This window comes from Lactobacillus johnsonii, from assembly GCF_014058685.1.
GTDB lineage: Bacteria > Bacillota > Bacilli > Lactobacillales > Lactobacillaceae > Lactobacillus.
Genome location: NZ_CP059055.1, coordinates 1,257,315 through 1,270,603, shown reverse-complemented (window position 1 = coordinate 1,270,603; position 13,289 = coordinate 1,257,315). Strand labels below are relative to the sequence as shown.

The window sequence follows — 13,289 nt, the reverse complement described above, 5'->3', positions numbered from 1 at the left end:
AGAATGAGAATTATGAATAAATATATTTTGGTTGGTTTCTTTATTTTGATTTTTCCTTTTACTTGCGGTTTTTTAAATATAGCCCACCGGGGAGATAATGAACAAGGAAAGTTTGCAGAGCATAGTTGGGTTGCATATGATCGTGCAGTATGTGCAAAAGTAGACTATTTAGAACTAGATTTACAACAAACTGCTGATCATGTTCTCGTAGTGAGCCATGATGAAAACCTAAGTAGAGTTTTTGGGATCGATAAAAGCATTGCAAATTTACCTTATCGTGACCTAATTACATATGAAAATCAAAATGGTGAGTCCATTCATCGTCTTGTCGATGTCTTTAAACGTTATCAAAGTTCTAACGTAAAATTTATGATTGAACCAAAAGATAATAGTGATAACGATATCAATAATCTACTTAGTTTAATCAAAAAATATCATTTACAAAATCGGGTGTTGTTAGAATCGTTCTCAGAGCTAGCTCTTTTAAAAATTCATAAAAGTGATCCACAAATTCCACTAACTCAATTAGCTGGTGATTTTAAAATATCACCAATGCTGCAGTATTATGCAAATAATTTTTATGCTAAGAAAGCTGCGGATTATTTAGGTGAGCATAATAAAAAGTATTTACTCTGGGGCATTGATACAGAAACTCAAATGAAGAAGTATTCCCGCCCAGAAGAAAATGTTTCAGGAATATTGACAGATTATCCAGTTAAATTGGCCACTATTTTACATGAAAATAATGTCTTTAAAAGATACTATGAAGCAGCCGCTTACCCCAGTGAATCAATTTCAGGTTATATGTATTTGAAAAATGGTAAAAAAGTTTATGTTGATCAAGTTAAAATGAAAGACAATCAACTTTTTTATCATGTAAAACCTAATATTTGGATTAGTTATGATAATTTAAAAAATTCCAATAAGTTTGCTCCTAAAGCACAAGTTGGCAAAATCAAGTTAGAACATGATGTTCAAGTTTATACCGATCCAGCTTTTGAAAAGAAAACCGAGAAGAAATTACGTAAAGATAGTGCTTGGAATTATTTTGCAGTAAAGAAAATGCCCGGGAAAACTGCCTATAACTTGGGTGGTGCACAGTGGGTAAGTCAATAATTTTTTATTGCTAGCTTAATTAAAACATGGTAAACTTATAACCAACATATAGGGAGTAACCGGCATAAGGGTGTACTTACGGCGTCAAAACGAAATTAATTTTTCCGCTGTAAGTTTAAATGGTGAGACTATTGGCTAAACTTTTTTTGTTCAGACAATGGTCTCTTTTTTTATACCAAAGTCTGGTTTTCCTATTAGATGGAGGGTTTAAGTGAAAGCATATTATCGTGAGAGTAAAGAGGAAGTTCTAAAACAGCTTGGAGCTAACGAACAACAAGGTTTAACTAGTAAAGCTGCTCAAGAAAAATTAGCTCAAGTAGGACCCAATGCTTTAGTAGAAGGTAAGAAAAAAAGTGTTGTAGAAGTCTTTTTAGAACAATTTAAAGACCTAATGGTTATTATTTTGATTGTTGCAGCTGTGATTTCTGCATTTACTGGTAACTTAGAAAGTACAGCAGTTATTATTGTTGTTTTGATTCTAAATGCTATTTTAGGAACAGTGCAACATGTTAAGGCGGAAAAGTCGCTAGAAGCCTTGAAGTCCCTATCTGCCCCTGCCGCTAAGGTTTTAAGAGATGGTAAGAAACAAGAAATTGCCGCAAAAGATGTTGTTCCTGGCGATATACTCTTACTTGAAGCAGGGGATTTAGTCACTGCGGATGGTAGAATTTTAGATAATTTTTCATTGCAGGTAAATGAAAGTTCCTTAACAGGTGAGTCAACTAATATTGACAAATTAGACACGACTTTTGAAAAAGAAGTTCCTTTGGCTGATCGTGTAAACATGGTATATTCTAGTTCTCTTGTAACTTATGGACGTGCAAATGTTTTAGTTACAGCAACTGGTATGGATACTGAAATTGGTAAAATTGCTACCTTAATGAATGAAACTAAGGAGCGCAGAACGCCATTACAAGTTTCACTTGATCAATTTTCATCTCGTCTTGCAACTGCAATTTTGATTTTCTGTGCCTTGATCTTAGGATTGCAAATGTGGCGTGGTCAACCTTTACTAGATGCACTACTATTTGCAGTAGCATTAGCCGTAGCAGCTATTCCTGAAGCTTTAAGCTCAATTGTAACTATTGTGCAGGCTATGGGAACTCAAAAAATGGCTAAAGAACATGCAATTATCAAAAATTTAGCTGCGGTTGAATCATTAGGGTCAGTTTCAGTAATTTGTTCTGATAAAACTGGAACTTTAACGCAAAATAAGATGACTGTTGAAGACATTTATATTGGCGGTAAAGTTCTTAAGCCGGAAGAGTTGAACTTAAGTAATCAGTTGCATCGGTATTTACTATATGATGTAGTTTTAAACAATGATGCAAGTTTATCTGATGGTAAAAAAATTGGTGATCCAACAGAATCAGCCTTATTAGAAATGTACCGTAAAGTTCCAGGAATTGATCTTGGTGACGGAAAATTAGGCTTATCTGAAAGTGAGTTAAGAGAACATTTAGATCGTTTAGAGGAAGTGCCTTTTGACTCTGATAGAAAATTAATGAGTACTAAGCACTTAATTCACACTGTTCCTACAATTTTTGTAAAAGGAGCAATCGATGTTTTACTTAAACGTTGTGTGAATATTCGTTTTGGTGATGATGTCCGCCCAATGACTGAACAAGATCGAAAAGATATTTTGGCTCAAAATAATCACTTTTCAGAAAATGGACTAAGAGTGTTGGCATTTGCCTATAAGGAAAGTGATGAAGAGTTATCTACTGATAGTGAAAAAGACTTAACTTTCATTGGTTTAGTTTCCGAAATGGATCCACCTAGAAAAGAAAGTGTTGCAGCTGTTGCACGTGCTAAAGAAGCCGGGATTAGAACTGTGATGATCACTGGTGACCACAAAGTAACTGCAGTAGCAATTGCGAAAAAGATTGGTGTTTTCACTGATGGTGATCTTGCATTAACAGGTTTAGAGTTAGATGCATTAAGTGATAAAGAATTAGACCAACAAATTGAAAAAGTAGCAGTTTATGCTCGAGTTTCACCAGAAAACAAAATTAGAATTGTTAATGCCTGGCAAAGAAAGAATCATATTGTATCAATGACAGGTGACGGAGTTAACGATGCACCTGCATTAAAGAAGGCAGACGTTGGTGTTGCAATGGGTATTACTGGTACTGAAGTATCAAAAGATGCTGCAAGTATGATCTTGACTGATGACAACTTTGCGACAATTATTAAAGCTGTTGCAAATGGTAGAACAGTTTATGAAAATATCCGTAATGCGATTGGATATTTATTATCGGGTAACTTATCAGCTATCATTACTGTTTTATTTGCTTCAATCGCTGCATTGCCAGTTCCATTTGTTGCAGTTCAACTTTTATTCATTAACTTAGTTACTGACTCTCTTCCAGCTTTAGCTATTGGGATGGAGCCAGGAAATCCTGATATTTTAAAACGTAAACCACGTGATCCTAAAGCTAGTTTGTTAGATAAAAAATTCGTTACACAAATTAGTATTCAAGGTTTTTTAATTTCACTAAGTGTTATTGCTGCTTTCTTACTTGGCTTAAGAGATACACCAGCAATTGCATGTACTATGGCCTTTTCAACTTTAACGTTTGCACGTTTACTACATGGGTTCAATTGCCGTTCACAACACAGTATTTTTAAGATTGGATTTAAAAATAATTGGTACAGTTTGGCAGCCTTTGCATTAGGTACCGTACTTTTAGCCTTAATTCTTTTTGTACCAGCATTACATGGACTATTTGCAGTTCAACCATTAACTGCTCAAGAAGTATGGTTAATTGTAATTTTGGCAATTATTCCAACTATCTTAATTCAAATAGTGAAAGTGATTAGAGAAAATAGAGATTAATTCTTAGCTTTCTTCTTATTTTCTTTCATGCTATAATCATAAACAAAGCAAGAATCAAGAGGAGTAATTTCGCATTACAGAGAAAAGTCAATATGCTGAGAGACTTAAAGAATATTACTAGTAGCTTGATTAGCTGATTAATTGAATTTTTTAGTAGGTTAATCCGGACACTTCAGCGCCGTTATCGCTTATAAGAGAGGTATAGCTTCTATACCTAATCGTAGGTGGTACCGCGGAAAAATTTCGTCCTAGACAAATATTTGTCTAGGACTTTTTTATTGGAGGAATTTAAATGGCAGATTTAGCACCTAAATATAATCCTAATGAAGTTGAAAAAGGAAGATACCAGGAATGGCTTGATGAAGACCTTTTTAAGCCATCTGGCGATAAAAAAGCTCATCCTTATTCAATCGTTATCCCACCACCAAATGTAACTGGTAAGTTGCACTTGGGACATGCATGGGATACAGCAATTCAAGATACATTAATTCGTTTTAAGCGTATGCAGGGCTATGATACCTTATACCTTCCTGGTATGGATCATGCTGGTATTGCAACTCAAGCTAAAGTTGAAGCTAAACTTCGTACACAAGGAAAAGATCGTCACGAAATGGGACGTGAAGCTTTTGTTAAGCAAGTTTGGGACTGGAAAGATGAGTATGCATCAATTATCAAGAGCCAATGGGCAAAGATGGGTCTTTCACTAGATTATTCTCGTGAAAGATTTACCCTTGATAAAGGTCTTTCAAAAGCTGTTAGAAAAGTTTTCGTTCAACTTTATAATGAAGGACTCATTTACCGTGGTGAATACATCATTAATTGGGATCCAAAATTGGAAACAGCTCTTAGTGATATCGAAGTTATTCACAAAGATGATAAGGGCGCATTTTACCACATTAAGTATCCATTTGCAGATGGTTCTGGATTTGTTGAAATTGCAACTACTCGTCCTGAAACTATGTTTGGTGATACTGCAGTAGCTGTTGCACCAGGGGATGAACGTTACAAAGATATTGTTGGTAAGGAATTAGTATTACCACTTGTTGGACGCCACATCCCAATTATTGAAGACCAACACGTTGATCCAGAATTTGGTACCGGTCTTGTTAAGATCACTCCAGCTCATGATCCTAACGACTTCCAAGTAGGTAATCGTCATAACTTAGAAAGAATCAATGTTATGAACGATAACGGAACGATGAACGAAGAAGCTGGCAAGTATGCTGGTATGGATCGTTTCGAAGCACGGGATGCACTAGTTAAGGATCTTAAAGAAGAAGGCTTCTTAATCAAGGTTGAACCAATTGTTCACTCAGTTGGTCACTCAGAGCGTTCTGGTGTTCAAGTAGAACCAAGACTTTCTAAACAATGGTTCGTTAAGATGAAGCCATTGGCTGAAAAAGTTTTGGAAAACCAAAAGACTGATGACAAGGTAAACTTTGTTCCTGAAAGATTTGAACATACTCTGGAACAATGGATGAGCGATGTTCATGACTGGGTAATTTCTCGTCAATTATGGTGGGGCCACAGAATTCCAGCTTGGTACAATAAGAAGACTGGTGAAACTTACGTAGGTCTTGAAGCTCCTAAAGATAGTGAAAACTGGGAGCAAGATCCAGATGTACTTGATACTTGGTTCTCAAGTGCATTATGGCCATTTTCTACTTTAGGCTGGCCTGATGAAAATTCAGAAGACTTCAAGCGTTACTTCCCAACTAATACTTTAGTTACTGGTTATGACATCATCTTCTTCTGGGTATCAAGAATGATCTTCCAAAGTTTACACTTCACTGGCAAGCGTCCATTTGATGATGTTGTTTTGCATGGTTTAATTCGTGACCCACAAGGACGTAAGATGAGTAAGTCTTTGGGTAACGGTGTTGACCCAATGGATGTTGTTGATGAATATGGTGCTGACGCTCTTCGTTGGTTCTTACTTAACGGTACAGCTCCTGGTCAAGATACTCGTTATGATCCTAAGAAGATGGGTGCAGCCTGGAACTTTATCAACAAGATTTGGAACGCAAGCCGTTTCGTAATTATGAACTTGCCAGAAGATGCTAAGCCTGCGCATATGCCAGATACTTCTAAGTTTGATTTGGCAGATAGCTGGATTTTTGACCGTTTGAATCACACTGTTAGTGAAGTAACTAGATTATTTGATGAATATCAATTTGGTGAAGCTGGTCGTGAACTTTACAACTTTATCTGGAATGACTTCTGTGATTGGTACATTGAAATTTCTAAGGTTGCATTAAACGGTAATGATGAAGAATTAAAGACTAGAAAACAAGAAAACTTAATCTGGATTCTTGATCAAATCTTACGTTTACTTCACCCAATCATGCCATTTGTAACTGAAAAGCTATGGCTTTCAATGCCTCACGATGGCAAGAGTATTATGGTAGCTAAATATCCAGAAACTCATAAGGAATTTGAAAACAAAGAAGCTGACAGTCAGATGGCCTTCTTAATTGAAGTAATCAAGGCTGTTAGAAATATCCGTATGGAAGTTAACGCACCTATGTCATCCCCAATTGATATCATGATTCAAATTGATGATGATAATAATAAAGCTGTTTTGGATAATAATGCTGAATATGTAGAAAACTTCCTTCATCCAAAAGCTTTATCCGTTGCAGCTGATATTGAAGCACCAAAACTTGCTAAAACTGCCGTAATTCCAGGAGCTCAAATCTTTGTTCCATTAACTGAATTAGTTAATGTAGATGAAGAACTCGCTAAGATGGAAAAGGAAGAAAAACGTCTTGAAGCTGAAGTTGAAAGAGCTGAAAAGAAACTTTCAAATCAAGGATTTGTAGCCCATGCTCCTGAAGCAGTTATAAATAAAGAAAAAGAAAAGAAGGCTGACTACGAAAGTCAACTTGCTGGTGTTCGTGAAAGAATGAAAGAATTAAAGGAAAGTAAATAGAAGTGAAATTTACTAATGTTGACCAGGTAATTAAGAGAATATATTCTTTACCCAAACTTCATCCTAAAAATGATCTGAGTTATATCCGAAGGATTTTGAAACAGTTAAATAATCCTCAAGATAGTGTTAAGACAATTCATGTTACCGGAACAAATGGTAAAGGGTCGACATCCTATTATTTGAGTAATCTATTGCAAAAGGCCGGTCAAAAGACTGGCCTTTTTGTGTCTCCTTATATATATGAATTTAATGAAAGAATTCAATTAAATGGTAAAAATATAAGCAATAATGATCTCATTAAAACAGCTAATGAAATTGAGATGGCAATAGAGATACTAAAAAAAGATGATCCTGATTTTTCTTTAGTAACATTTGAATATGAAGTAGCTTTAGCCTTTCAATTTTTTGCTCAAGAAAACTGTGACTATGCAGTTATTGAAGTGGGGATTGGAGGAGAGCATGACAAGACAAATGTAATTATTCCTGAAGTAAGTGTTATTACAACAATTGGATTAGATCATGAAAAAATAATAGGACCAACTTTAAAAGATATTGCTAAAGAAAAAAGTGGCATAATAAAATCTGATAGACCTGTTGTCTTAGGAAATGTTCCTCAAGATGTACTAGAGATTTTACTTAATAAGGCGCAAAGTGAAAATTCAAAATCATTTTTATTAGGAAGAGATTTTCAAATAAAAATAATGCCCGATGTGATTAAATATCAAGATTCAAAGAATATCTATAATTTTGCATTACGGCCTTTGGTAGAAGCTTATGATATCGGGATAGCAGTTCAAGCGATTCAATTGTTGCAACTTGATTTAGATAGAAAAAAGATTGAAGAAGCAATTAATGAAACCCGTATTCCTGGTAGATATGATGTGATTCAAACTAGTCCTGAAATCATTGTCGATGGGGCACATAATTTACAAGCGATGGAGAATCTTTTAAACTTAGTTCGAAAGAAGAAAAAAGGACAAATCTATGTGTTACTTGGAATGATGAAAGATAAAGACCTGGGGCCAGTCACAAAATTATTTAAGGATGAAAAAGTCACTTTAACCCGAATTGATTATCCTAGAGCTGCTAGATTAGAAGATTTTCCAAAAGAGGCACAAAAAGAATTTGAATATAAAGAAAATTTTGAAGAAGCTTATACAAGCTTGAAGAATAAATTGCAGGCAGATGATATGCTATTAGTGACAGGATCTTTTTATTTAGTTGGTGCAGTTTTAAATTACTGCAAAAGAGGTAAAGATGAAAGTTGAAGATATTGCTGATCCTATTGAAGGTATAATTTTTGATATGGATGGATTATTAGTTAATTCCGAAAAGTTGTATTGGGATGCTAATATCGTAGCTGCTAAAGAAGCAAATTTAGATATTCCTGATGATAGTTATCTGAAACTAGTTGGTTCTTCAGTTAAGGAAATGGAAGATTTTTATCATAAACATTTCAAGACTGAAGCCGATCGAGATAAATTTATTAAAAGAACTGATGACTTAGTCTGGAAATGGACTGATGAAGGTAAACTTAGACTTCAACCAGGAGTACGAGAAGCATTAGCGGTATTTAAAGAGAAAAATATCAAATTATCAATTGCATCGAGTAATTATGAGAATGTAATTGTCCATAATTTAGATGTTTTAAAAATAAAATATTACTTTGATTTTTATCTAAGTTATAAAGATGTTGAATCTGGAAATATTAAAGCTAAGCCAGCACCAGATATTTATCTACTGGCTGCTAAAAAAATGCAATTACCTAAAGAGAATCTACTAGTATTTGAAGATTCAAGCACAGGTGTTGCAGCAGCAAGTGCTGCGGGTTTAAAATGCGTAATGGTTCCAGATTTAAAGCAACCAACAAATTTAGATAAAGATAAGGCGACATTAATCTGCAAAGATTTTTATGCTTTTCTTGAAAAAATTAAATAGTTTTTTCGTAATAAATATCAAAGGAGTAATTGATATTTATGAAAAAAGAAGAATTATTGCAGACTGATGTTGATTTAATAAAGAAATTAGCTGAATCGTTAGAGAAAAAAGATATTCTTACATTTAATAGTTTATTTAGAAAACTAGATGAGGTAGGGATCAGTAGCTTTAAGGAACTATGGCAATTTGCTGCTAGCCCAAGTTGCAATGATGAGGTAGCAATTTTACTTCAATTGTTATTGGAGCGCGTAAAGAGCGTCAATAATAAGAAAATTGAGAGTTTTTACTCAAGTTCACAAGTAGGATGCTATATCGCGGATAAATTATGTGGCCGTCCGCAAGAAGAGCTATATGGGATTTATCTGGATTCAAAAAATAAGATAATTGCTGAAAAATTAATTTTTCAGGGAACGGTAAATAGAGCAGTTGCTCATCCCCGAGATATCTTTCGATGGGCTGTCATTTATAATAGTACTGCCTTTTTTGTAGCACATAATCATCCTAGTGGGGATGAACAGCCATCGCAGCATGATTTGCGTTTTACCAAGAAGCTGGCAGAGGCAAGTAAATGTATGGGAATTGATTTCTTAGATCATTTTATTGTGACAGATAATACCTATTTAAGCTTTCGAGAGACTGAACTTCTTTAAGTCTTCCTTAAGTATTAGGCAAATTTCCTTAAAGCAAATTTTTACATCAGTGTTTCTATGCTATAATATCTAAGACTAAATAAAGATACGATTTAGGCTAAAATAATTAAAGAGATAAATTTAAGGAGAGATTTTGCGTGTTTGGATTAGGATCTAAAAATATTGGGATTGATTTGGGAACTGCCAACACACTCGTTTATATTGAAGGTAAAGGTATTGTCTTACGTGAACCTTCTGTTGTTGCTAAGAATACTCAAACGGGTGAAGTTATTGCAGTTGGTTCCGAAGCCAAAGAGATGATTGGTAGAACTCCTGGATCAATTGTTGCTATTCGACCAATGAAAGATGGAGTAATTGCAGATTACGATACAACTGCTGCTATGCTTAAGTATTTCATGGAAAAAACAGTTGGTAATTCAAAACCAGCTGCAATGATTTGTGTACCATCAGGTGTAACTGAAGTTGAAAAGAGAGCTGTTATTGATGCAGCTAGAGTTGCTGGTGCACGTGAAGCATACGTAATTGAAGAACCATTTGCTGCAGCTATTGGTGCTGGCCTTCCTGTTATGGATCCAACAGGTTCAATGGTTGTTGATATTGGTGGGGGAACTACTGATGTGGCAACTATCTCATTAGGTGGTATTGTTTCATCTCGTTCTACTAGAATGGCAGGAGATAAGTTTAATAGTTCAATTGCAACTTATATTCATCAAAATTACAACTTATTAATTGGTGAAAGAACTGCTGAAACTATTAAGATTCAAATTGCTTCTGCTTCAGTTGAAAAGGCAAAAGAAATTGAATCAATGAATATTCGTGGACGTGATTTAGTCACAGGATTACCAAAGTCAATTGATATTAATGCAGAAGATGTTGCAAAAGCTATTCAAGAAGTAGTTCAAAATATAATTGTAGCAATTAAAGAAACTTTGGAAGAAACATCTCCAGAAATTGCTGCTGATGTTATTGACCATGGTATCGTATTAACCGGTGGTGGAGCTCTTTTGAAGAACTTACCGGAAGTTATTTCAGATGCTACTAAAGTTCCAGTCTTTATTGCTCAAGATCCACTTGATTGTGTTGCAATTGGTACCGGTGAATCTCTCAAAAATATTGAAGTTATGCGTAAGAGACGTTAATTTAGAGACCGGCGTAAAAGCCGGTCTTTTTCTATTAACTTTTAAATTAGGAAGATAGTAGTAGATGAAAAAATTTCTCAAAAACAAAAAGTTATTGACAATTTTTGTCCTAGTTATTTTAGTTTTAAGTATGTTATCTATTTCTGTTCGCTTACGTAATAGGAGACAATCACCTTTTTTAGTTCAAAAAATTGGTAATGATACGGTTTCCATAGTAACCCGAGTAGTTAATTGGCCAATTAACTTAATTTCTAATGGGGCGGCTAATGTAGAAGATCTGTTTAATACTCAAGCTGAAAACGATCATTTAAAAAAGCAAGTTGATAATCTTGCTCAAACTAAGGCTCGAAATAGTTCACTTGAAGCTGAGAACACTCAGTTAAAGCAAGCTTTAAAATTAAAGAAAACTTTGACGGACTATACAATTATTAATGGTTCGGTGATTTCTCGTGCTGCAGATACTTGGTCAGATTTATTAATTATTGATCAAGGTTCAAGAGCAGGTGTTAAGAAGAATATGCCTGTTATGGCAGGTAAAGGTGTAATTGGACGGGTTGTTGAGGTAAATAGTACTACTTCAAAGGTCGAACTGATTACTACAACTGATAAATCAACAAATAAATTTGCTGTAGAAGCTGATGCAGCTAATGGTAAAAAAGTTCATGGAGTAATTTCTGTTGTTGGAAATAATCAAATAGCATTTACCCAAGTAGTTGATGGTCAAAAATTGAAGAAAGGAACCCGAGTTTATACTAGTGGAATGGGTGGCCTATCTCCAAAAGGTCTCTTAATAGGAACAGTTAAGAAAACAACCCGGGATACTTTTGGCTTATCAGATGTTGTCGAAATTCAACCAGCAGGTAACCTTAACGATCCATCAGTTGTATCTGTAATTAAAAGAAAGGTTGAAGAGTAATGGCAGAATTACGTCGATGGTATGTTGCCATTGCTTTGTTTGTGGCATTAATTCTAGATGGAGTATTAGCTTATAATTTACAGACTTTTATCTTTCATCGAGGTTTTTCTGGAAGTTGTTGGTTAACAATTATTGGGATTACCTTAATTTCTCTATGCGATGATAAAAATGATGCTGATATTTGGCTCTGCTTAGGATTAGGCCTTATTGCGGATCTATACTATTTAGGAATTATTGGAATTTATACTGTAGCTTTTCCTTTAATCTGTTTTATTATTCAGCAAAGTGCTCGCTTTCTTCCAGAAGTATTCTGGTTTAGATTATTAATCTGTTTAGTTACTTATTTATGCGTAAGTGCTTATGTGTTTTTGATGTTTAATATGGTAGGCATAATCCAATTGTCTTTTGCTAGTTTTTCACGTAGTATTTTGCCTAATTTACTATGGTGCTTAATTCTTGTTTTATGTACTTATTGGTTCTGGGTAAAACTAGCTGAAGAGTATCCATTTTTGAAAAAAGAATACTATTTCTAAACAAAAAAAGAGTCGCTATTAAGCGGCTCTTTTTAACATGCAAAAGATTTTAAAATTGAAAGACACCAGTTCCAATTAAAGCAGTAGCTACTACCCCAAGAAGGGTGATAACTGCCATAAACCAGGCCATAATAATAGTTAACTTTTGAAATCCAGATTTTTTCTTACGTTTTCTCATATGTCCCTCCTAAATTAATAATTCTAGTGTACCATGTTTTAATTGTAATTTTATATTTAATTGAAATAGTTTAAAATAAACTTATTGGAGGGTTTTCATGAATTTTTTGCTTATCTTTTTAATTCCTTTATGTGGAATTATCGTTGCTGCTTTTCTAGTGAAATTATTTCCTAAGGCTCAATTTAGTGGTTATGACATTTTGCCTTTTTTCTTTATTGTTGCTTGTCAGTTATTAACTCAAGAAACAAAGCAGCCATCTTTTTTACCGTATGGATTTTTACTTTACTTTATTTTAGTTGTAATTGTTTCAATTTATACTGCAATTAAAAACAAAAACATTTCGGTGGGTAAGACATTTGGAATGTTATGGCACTATTTAGCAGCATCATCCATTGTTTGGTACGTTGGTCTCTTAATTTTGCTTTTACTATAAAAATTTCCCCCACTTTTTTAATAAACCTTAAACTGTCCTCAATCATGATGATGCGGGCAGTTTTTGTTAGATAAAATTATAATTATCATAAAATAACGTAATATATAAATAAAAAGTGTAAAACTTGTGGTAGAAAGTGGGGAAGTGTGGTAAATTATTCATTGGAAAGGGGGCTAGACCATGTTCATGGGCGAGTATCATCATAATCTCGACAGCAAGGGCCGGCTGATTATACCAGCCAAATTTAGAGTTGAGATTGGTGATAAGATGATATTTACTCGTGGAATGGAAGGCTGTATTTTTGGCTATCCAATTGAAGAATGGCAAAAAATTGAGGCTAAGTTAGCCAAACTTCCACTGACTAAGAGAAGTGCACGTAAGTTTACGCGACTTTTCTACTCAGGTGCGATGGAGAGTGAGTTTGACAAGCAAGGACGTGTTAATCTGACCATGACACTAAAAGAGCATGCCGCACTCATTAAGGAATGTGTAATTGTTGGTGTTTCCAATAGAATTGAAATTTGGTCAGCAGAACGCTGGAATGATTTCTCAGAGGAAGCCAACGAAAACTATGACGATATCGCAGAAGACTTGGATGACATCGAGTTATAAAAT

Annotated in this window: 12 protein-coding genes and 1 other annotated feature; of the genes, 11 read left to right on the top strand and 1 reads right to left on the bottom strand. The window is 34.5% G+C overall.

Annotated elements, in window-relative coordinates; translation table 11 throughout:
• Nucleotides 1-12 precede the first annotated feature (12 nt).
• The 9 genes from H0I41_RS05905 (at nt 13) to mreD (ending at nt 12,063) form a co-directional block, all read left to right on the top strand.
• Nucleotides 13-1,116, top strand: a complete 1,104-nt coding sequence (locus H0I41_RS05905) for a glycerophosphodiester phosphodiesterase (RefSeq protein ID WP_086874785.1) — start codon at nt 13-15, stop codon at nt 1,114-1,116.
• Nucleotides 1,117-1,327: 211 nt separating this feature from the next.
• The gene (locus H0I41_RS05900; RefSeq protein WP_011161833.1) at nt 1,328-3,955 is read left to right on the top strand and encodes a cation-translocating P-type ATPase; all 2,628 of its coding nucleotides are present in this window, start codon (nt 1,328-1,330) and stop codon (nt 3,953-3,955) included.
• Nucleotides 3,956-3,996: 41 nt separating this feature from the next.
• Nucleotides 3,997-4,209 (top strand) — a binding site (T-box leader).
• Nucleotides 4,210-4,247: 38 nt separating this feature from the next.
• Complete coding sequence (locus H0I41_RS05895; RefSeq protein WP_135014349.1) at nt 4,248-6,887, top strand: valine--tRNA ligase; 2,640 nt, start codon at nt 4,248-4,250, stop codon at nt 6,885-6,887.
• Nucleotides 6,888-6,889: 2 nt separating this feature from the next.
• The gene (locus tag H0I41_RS05890; RefSeq protein ID WP_135014350.1) at nt 6,890-8,155 is read left to right on the top strand and encodes a bifunctional folylpolyglutamate synthase/dihydrofolate synthase; all 1,266 of its coding nucleotides are present in this window, start codon (nt 6,890-6,892) and stop codon (nt 8,153-8,155) included.
• On the top strand, nt 8,145-8,825 hold the full coding sequence (locus tag H0I41_RS05885; RefSeq protein ID WP_011161835.1) for an HAD family hydrolase: 681 nt from the start codon (nt 8,145-8,147) through the stop codon (nt 8,823-8,825). The genes H0I41_RS05890 and H0I41_RS05885 overlap by 11 nt, the downstream gene beginning before the upstream one ends.
• A gap of 38 nt (nt 8,826-8,863) precedes the next feature.
• Nucleotides 8,864-9,475 carry a JAB domain-containing protein gene (locus H0I41_RS05880; RefSeq protein ID WP_004897588.1) on the top strand — a complete coding sequence of 204 codons (612 nt, stop codon included), beginning with the start codon at nt 8,864-8,866 and terminating at the stop codon, nt 9,473-9,475.
• A 137-nt stretch (nt 9,476-9,612) separates the two neighbouring features.
• The gene (locus tag H0I41_RS05875) at nt 9,613-10,614 is read left to right on the top strand and encodes a rod shape-determining protein (RefSeq protein ID WP_004897587.1); all 1,002 of its coding nucleotides are present in this window, start codon (nt 9,613-9,615) and stop codon (nt 10,612-10,614) included.
• Between the two features lie 64 nt (nt 10,615-10,678).
• Nucleotides 10,679-11,530, top strand: a complete 852-nt coding sequence (gene mreC / locus H0I41_RS05870; RefSeq protein WP_011161837.1) for a rod shape-determining protein MreC — start codon at nt 10,679-10,681, stop codon at nt 11,528-11,530.
• Nucleotides 11,530-12,063 (top strand): rod shape-determining protein MreD, encoded by a 534-nt coding sequence (gene mreD, locus H0I41_RS05865; protein WP_004894222.1) that lies wholly within the window; start codon nt 11,530-11,532, stop codon nt 12,061-12,063. The genes mreC and mreD overlap by 1 nt, the downstream gene beginning before the upstream one ends.
• A 49-nt stretch (nt 12,064-12,112) precedes the next feature.
• Here mreD and H0I41_RS05860 read toward each other — a convergent pair whose 3' ends face one another.
• Entirely contained in the window at nt 12,113-12,241 is a 129-nt protein-coding gene (locus H0I41_RS05860; RefSeq protein WP_004894226.1) for a DUF4044 domain-containing protein, read from the bottom strand.
• A 97-nt stretch (nt 12,242-12,338) separates the two neighbouring features.
• Here H0I41_RS05860 and H0I41_RS05855 point away from each other — a divergent pair, with 97 nt between their 5' ends.
• On the top strand, nt 12,339-12,674 hold the full coding sequence (locus H0I41_RS05855) for a DUF3397 domain-containing protein (RefSeq protein ID WP_004897585.1): 336 nt from the start codon (nt 12,339-12,341) through the stop codon (nt 12,672-12,674).
• A gap of 180 nt (nt 12,675-12,854) precedes the next feature.
• Nucleotides 12,855-13,286, top strand: a complete 432-nt coding sequence (gene mraZ / locus H0I41_RS05850) for a division/cell wall cluster transcriptional repressor MraZ (protein WP_011161838.1) — start codon at nt 12,855-12,857, stop codon at nt 13,284-13,286.
• Nucleotides 13,287-13,289 lie beyond the last annotated feature (3 nt).

Bases quoted from the DNA above. Each gene is read 5' to 3' on its own strand.
- mreD (WP_004894222.1), top strand. From the start codon at position 11,530: ATGGCAGAATTACGTCGATGGTATGTTGCCATTGCTTTGTTTGTGGCA.
- H0I41_RS05860 (WP_004894226.1), bottom strand. From the start codon at position 12,241: ATGAGAAAACGTAAGAAAAAATCTGGATTTCAAAAGTTAACTATTATT.
- H0I41_RS05895 (WP_135014349.1), top strand. From the start codon at position 4,248: ATGGCAGATTTAGCACCTAAATATAATCCTAATGAAGTTGAAAAAGGA.
- H0I41_RS05905 (WP_086874785.1), top strand. From the start codon at position 13: ATGAATAAATATATTTTGGTTGGTTTCTTTATTTTGATTTTTCCTTTT.
- mraZ (WP_011161838.1), top strand. From the start codon at position 12,855: ATGTTCATGGGCGAGTATCATCATAATCTCGACAGCAAGGGCCGGCTG.
- H0I41_RS05885 (WP_011161835.1), top strand. From the start codon at position 8,145: ATGAAAGTTGAAGATATTGCTGATCCTATTGAAGGTATAATTTTTGAT.
- H0I41_RS05855 (WP_004897585.1), top strand. From the start codon at position 12,339: ATGAATTTTTTGCTTATCTTTTTAATTCCTTTATGTGGAATTATCGTT.
- H0I41_RS05880 (WP_004897588.1), top strand. From the start codon at position 8,864: ATGAAAAAAGAAGAATTATTGCAGACTGATGTTGATTTAATAAAGAAA.
- mreC (WP_011161837.1), top strand. From the start codon at position 10,679: ATGAAAAAATTTCTCAAAAACAAAAAGTTATTGACAATTTTTGTCCTA.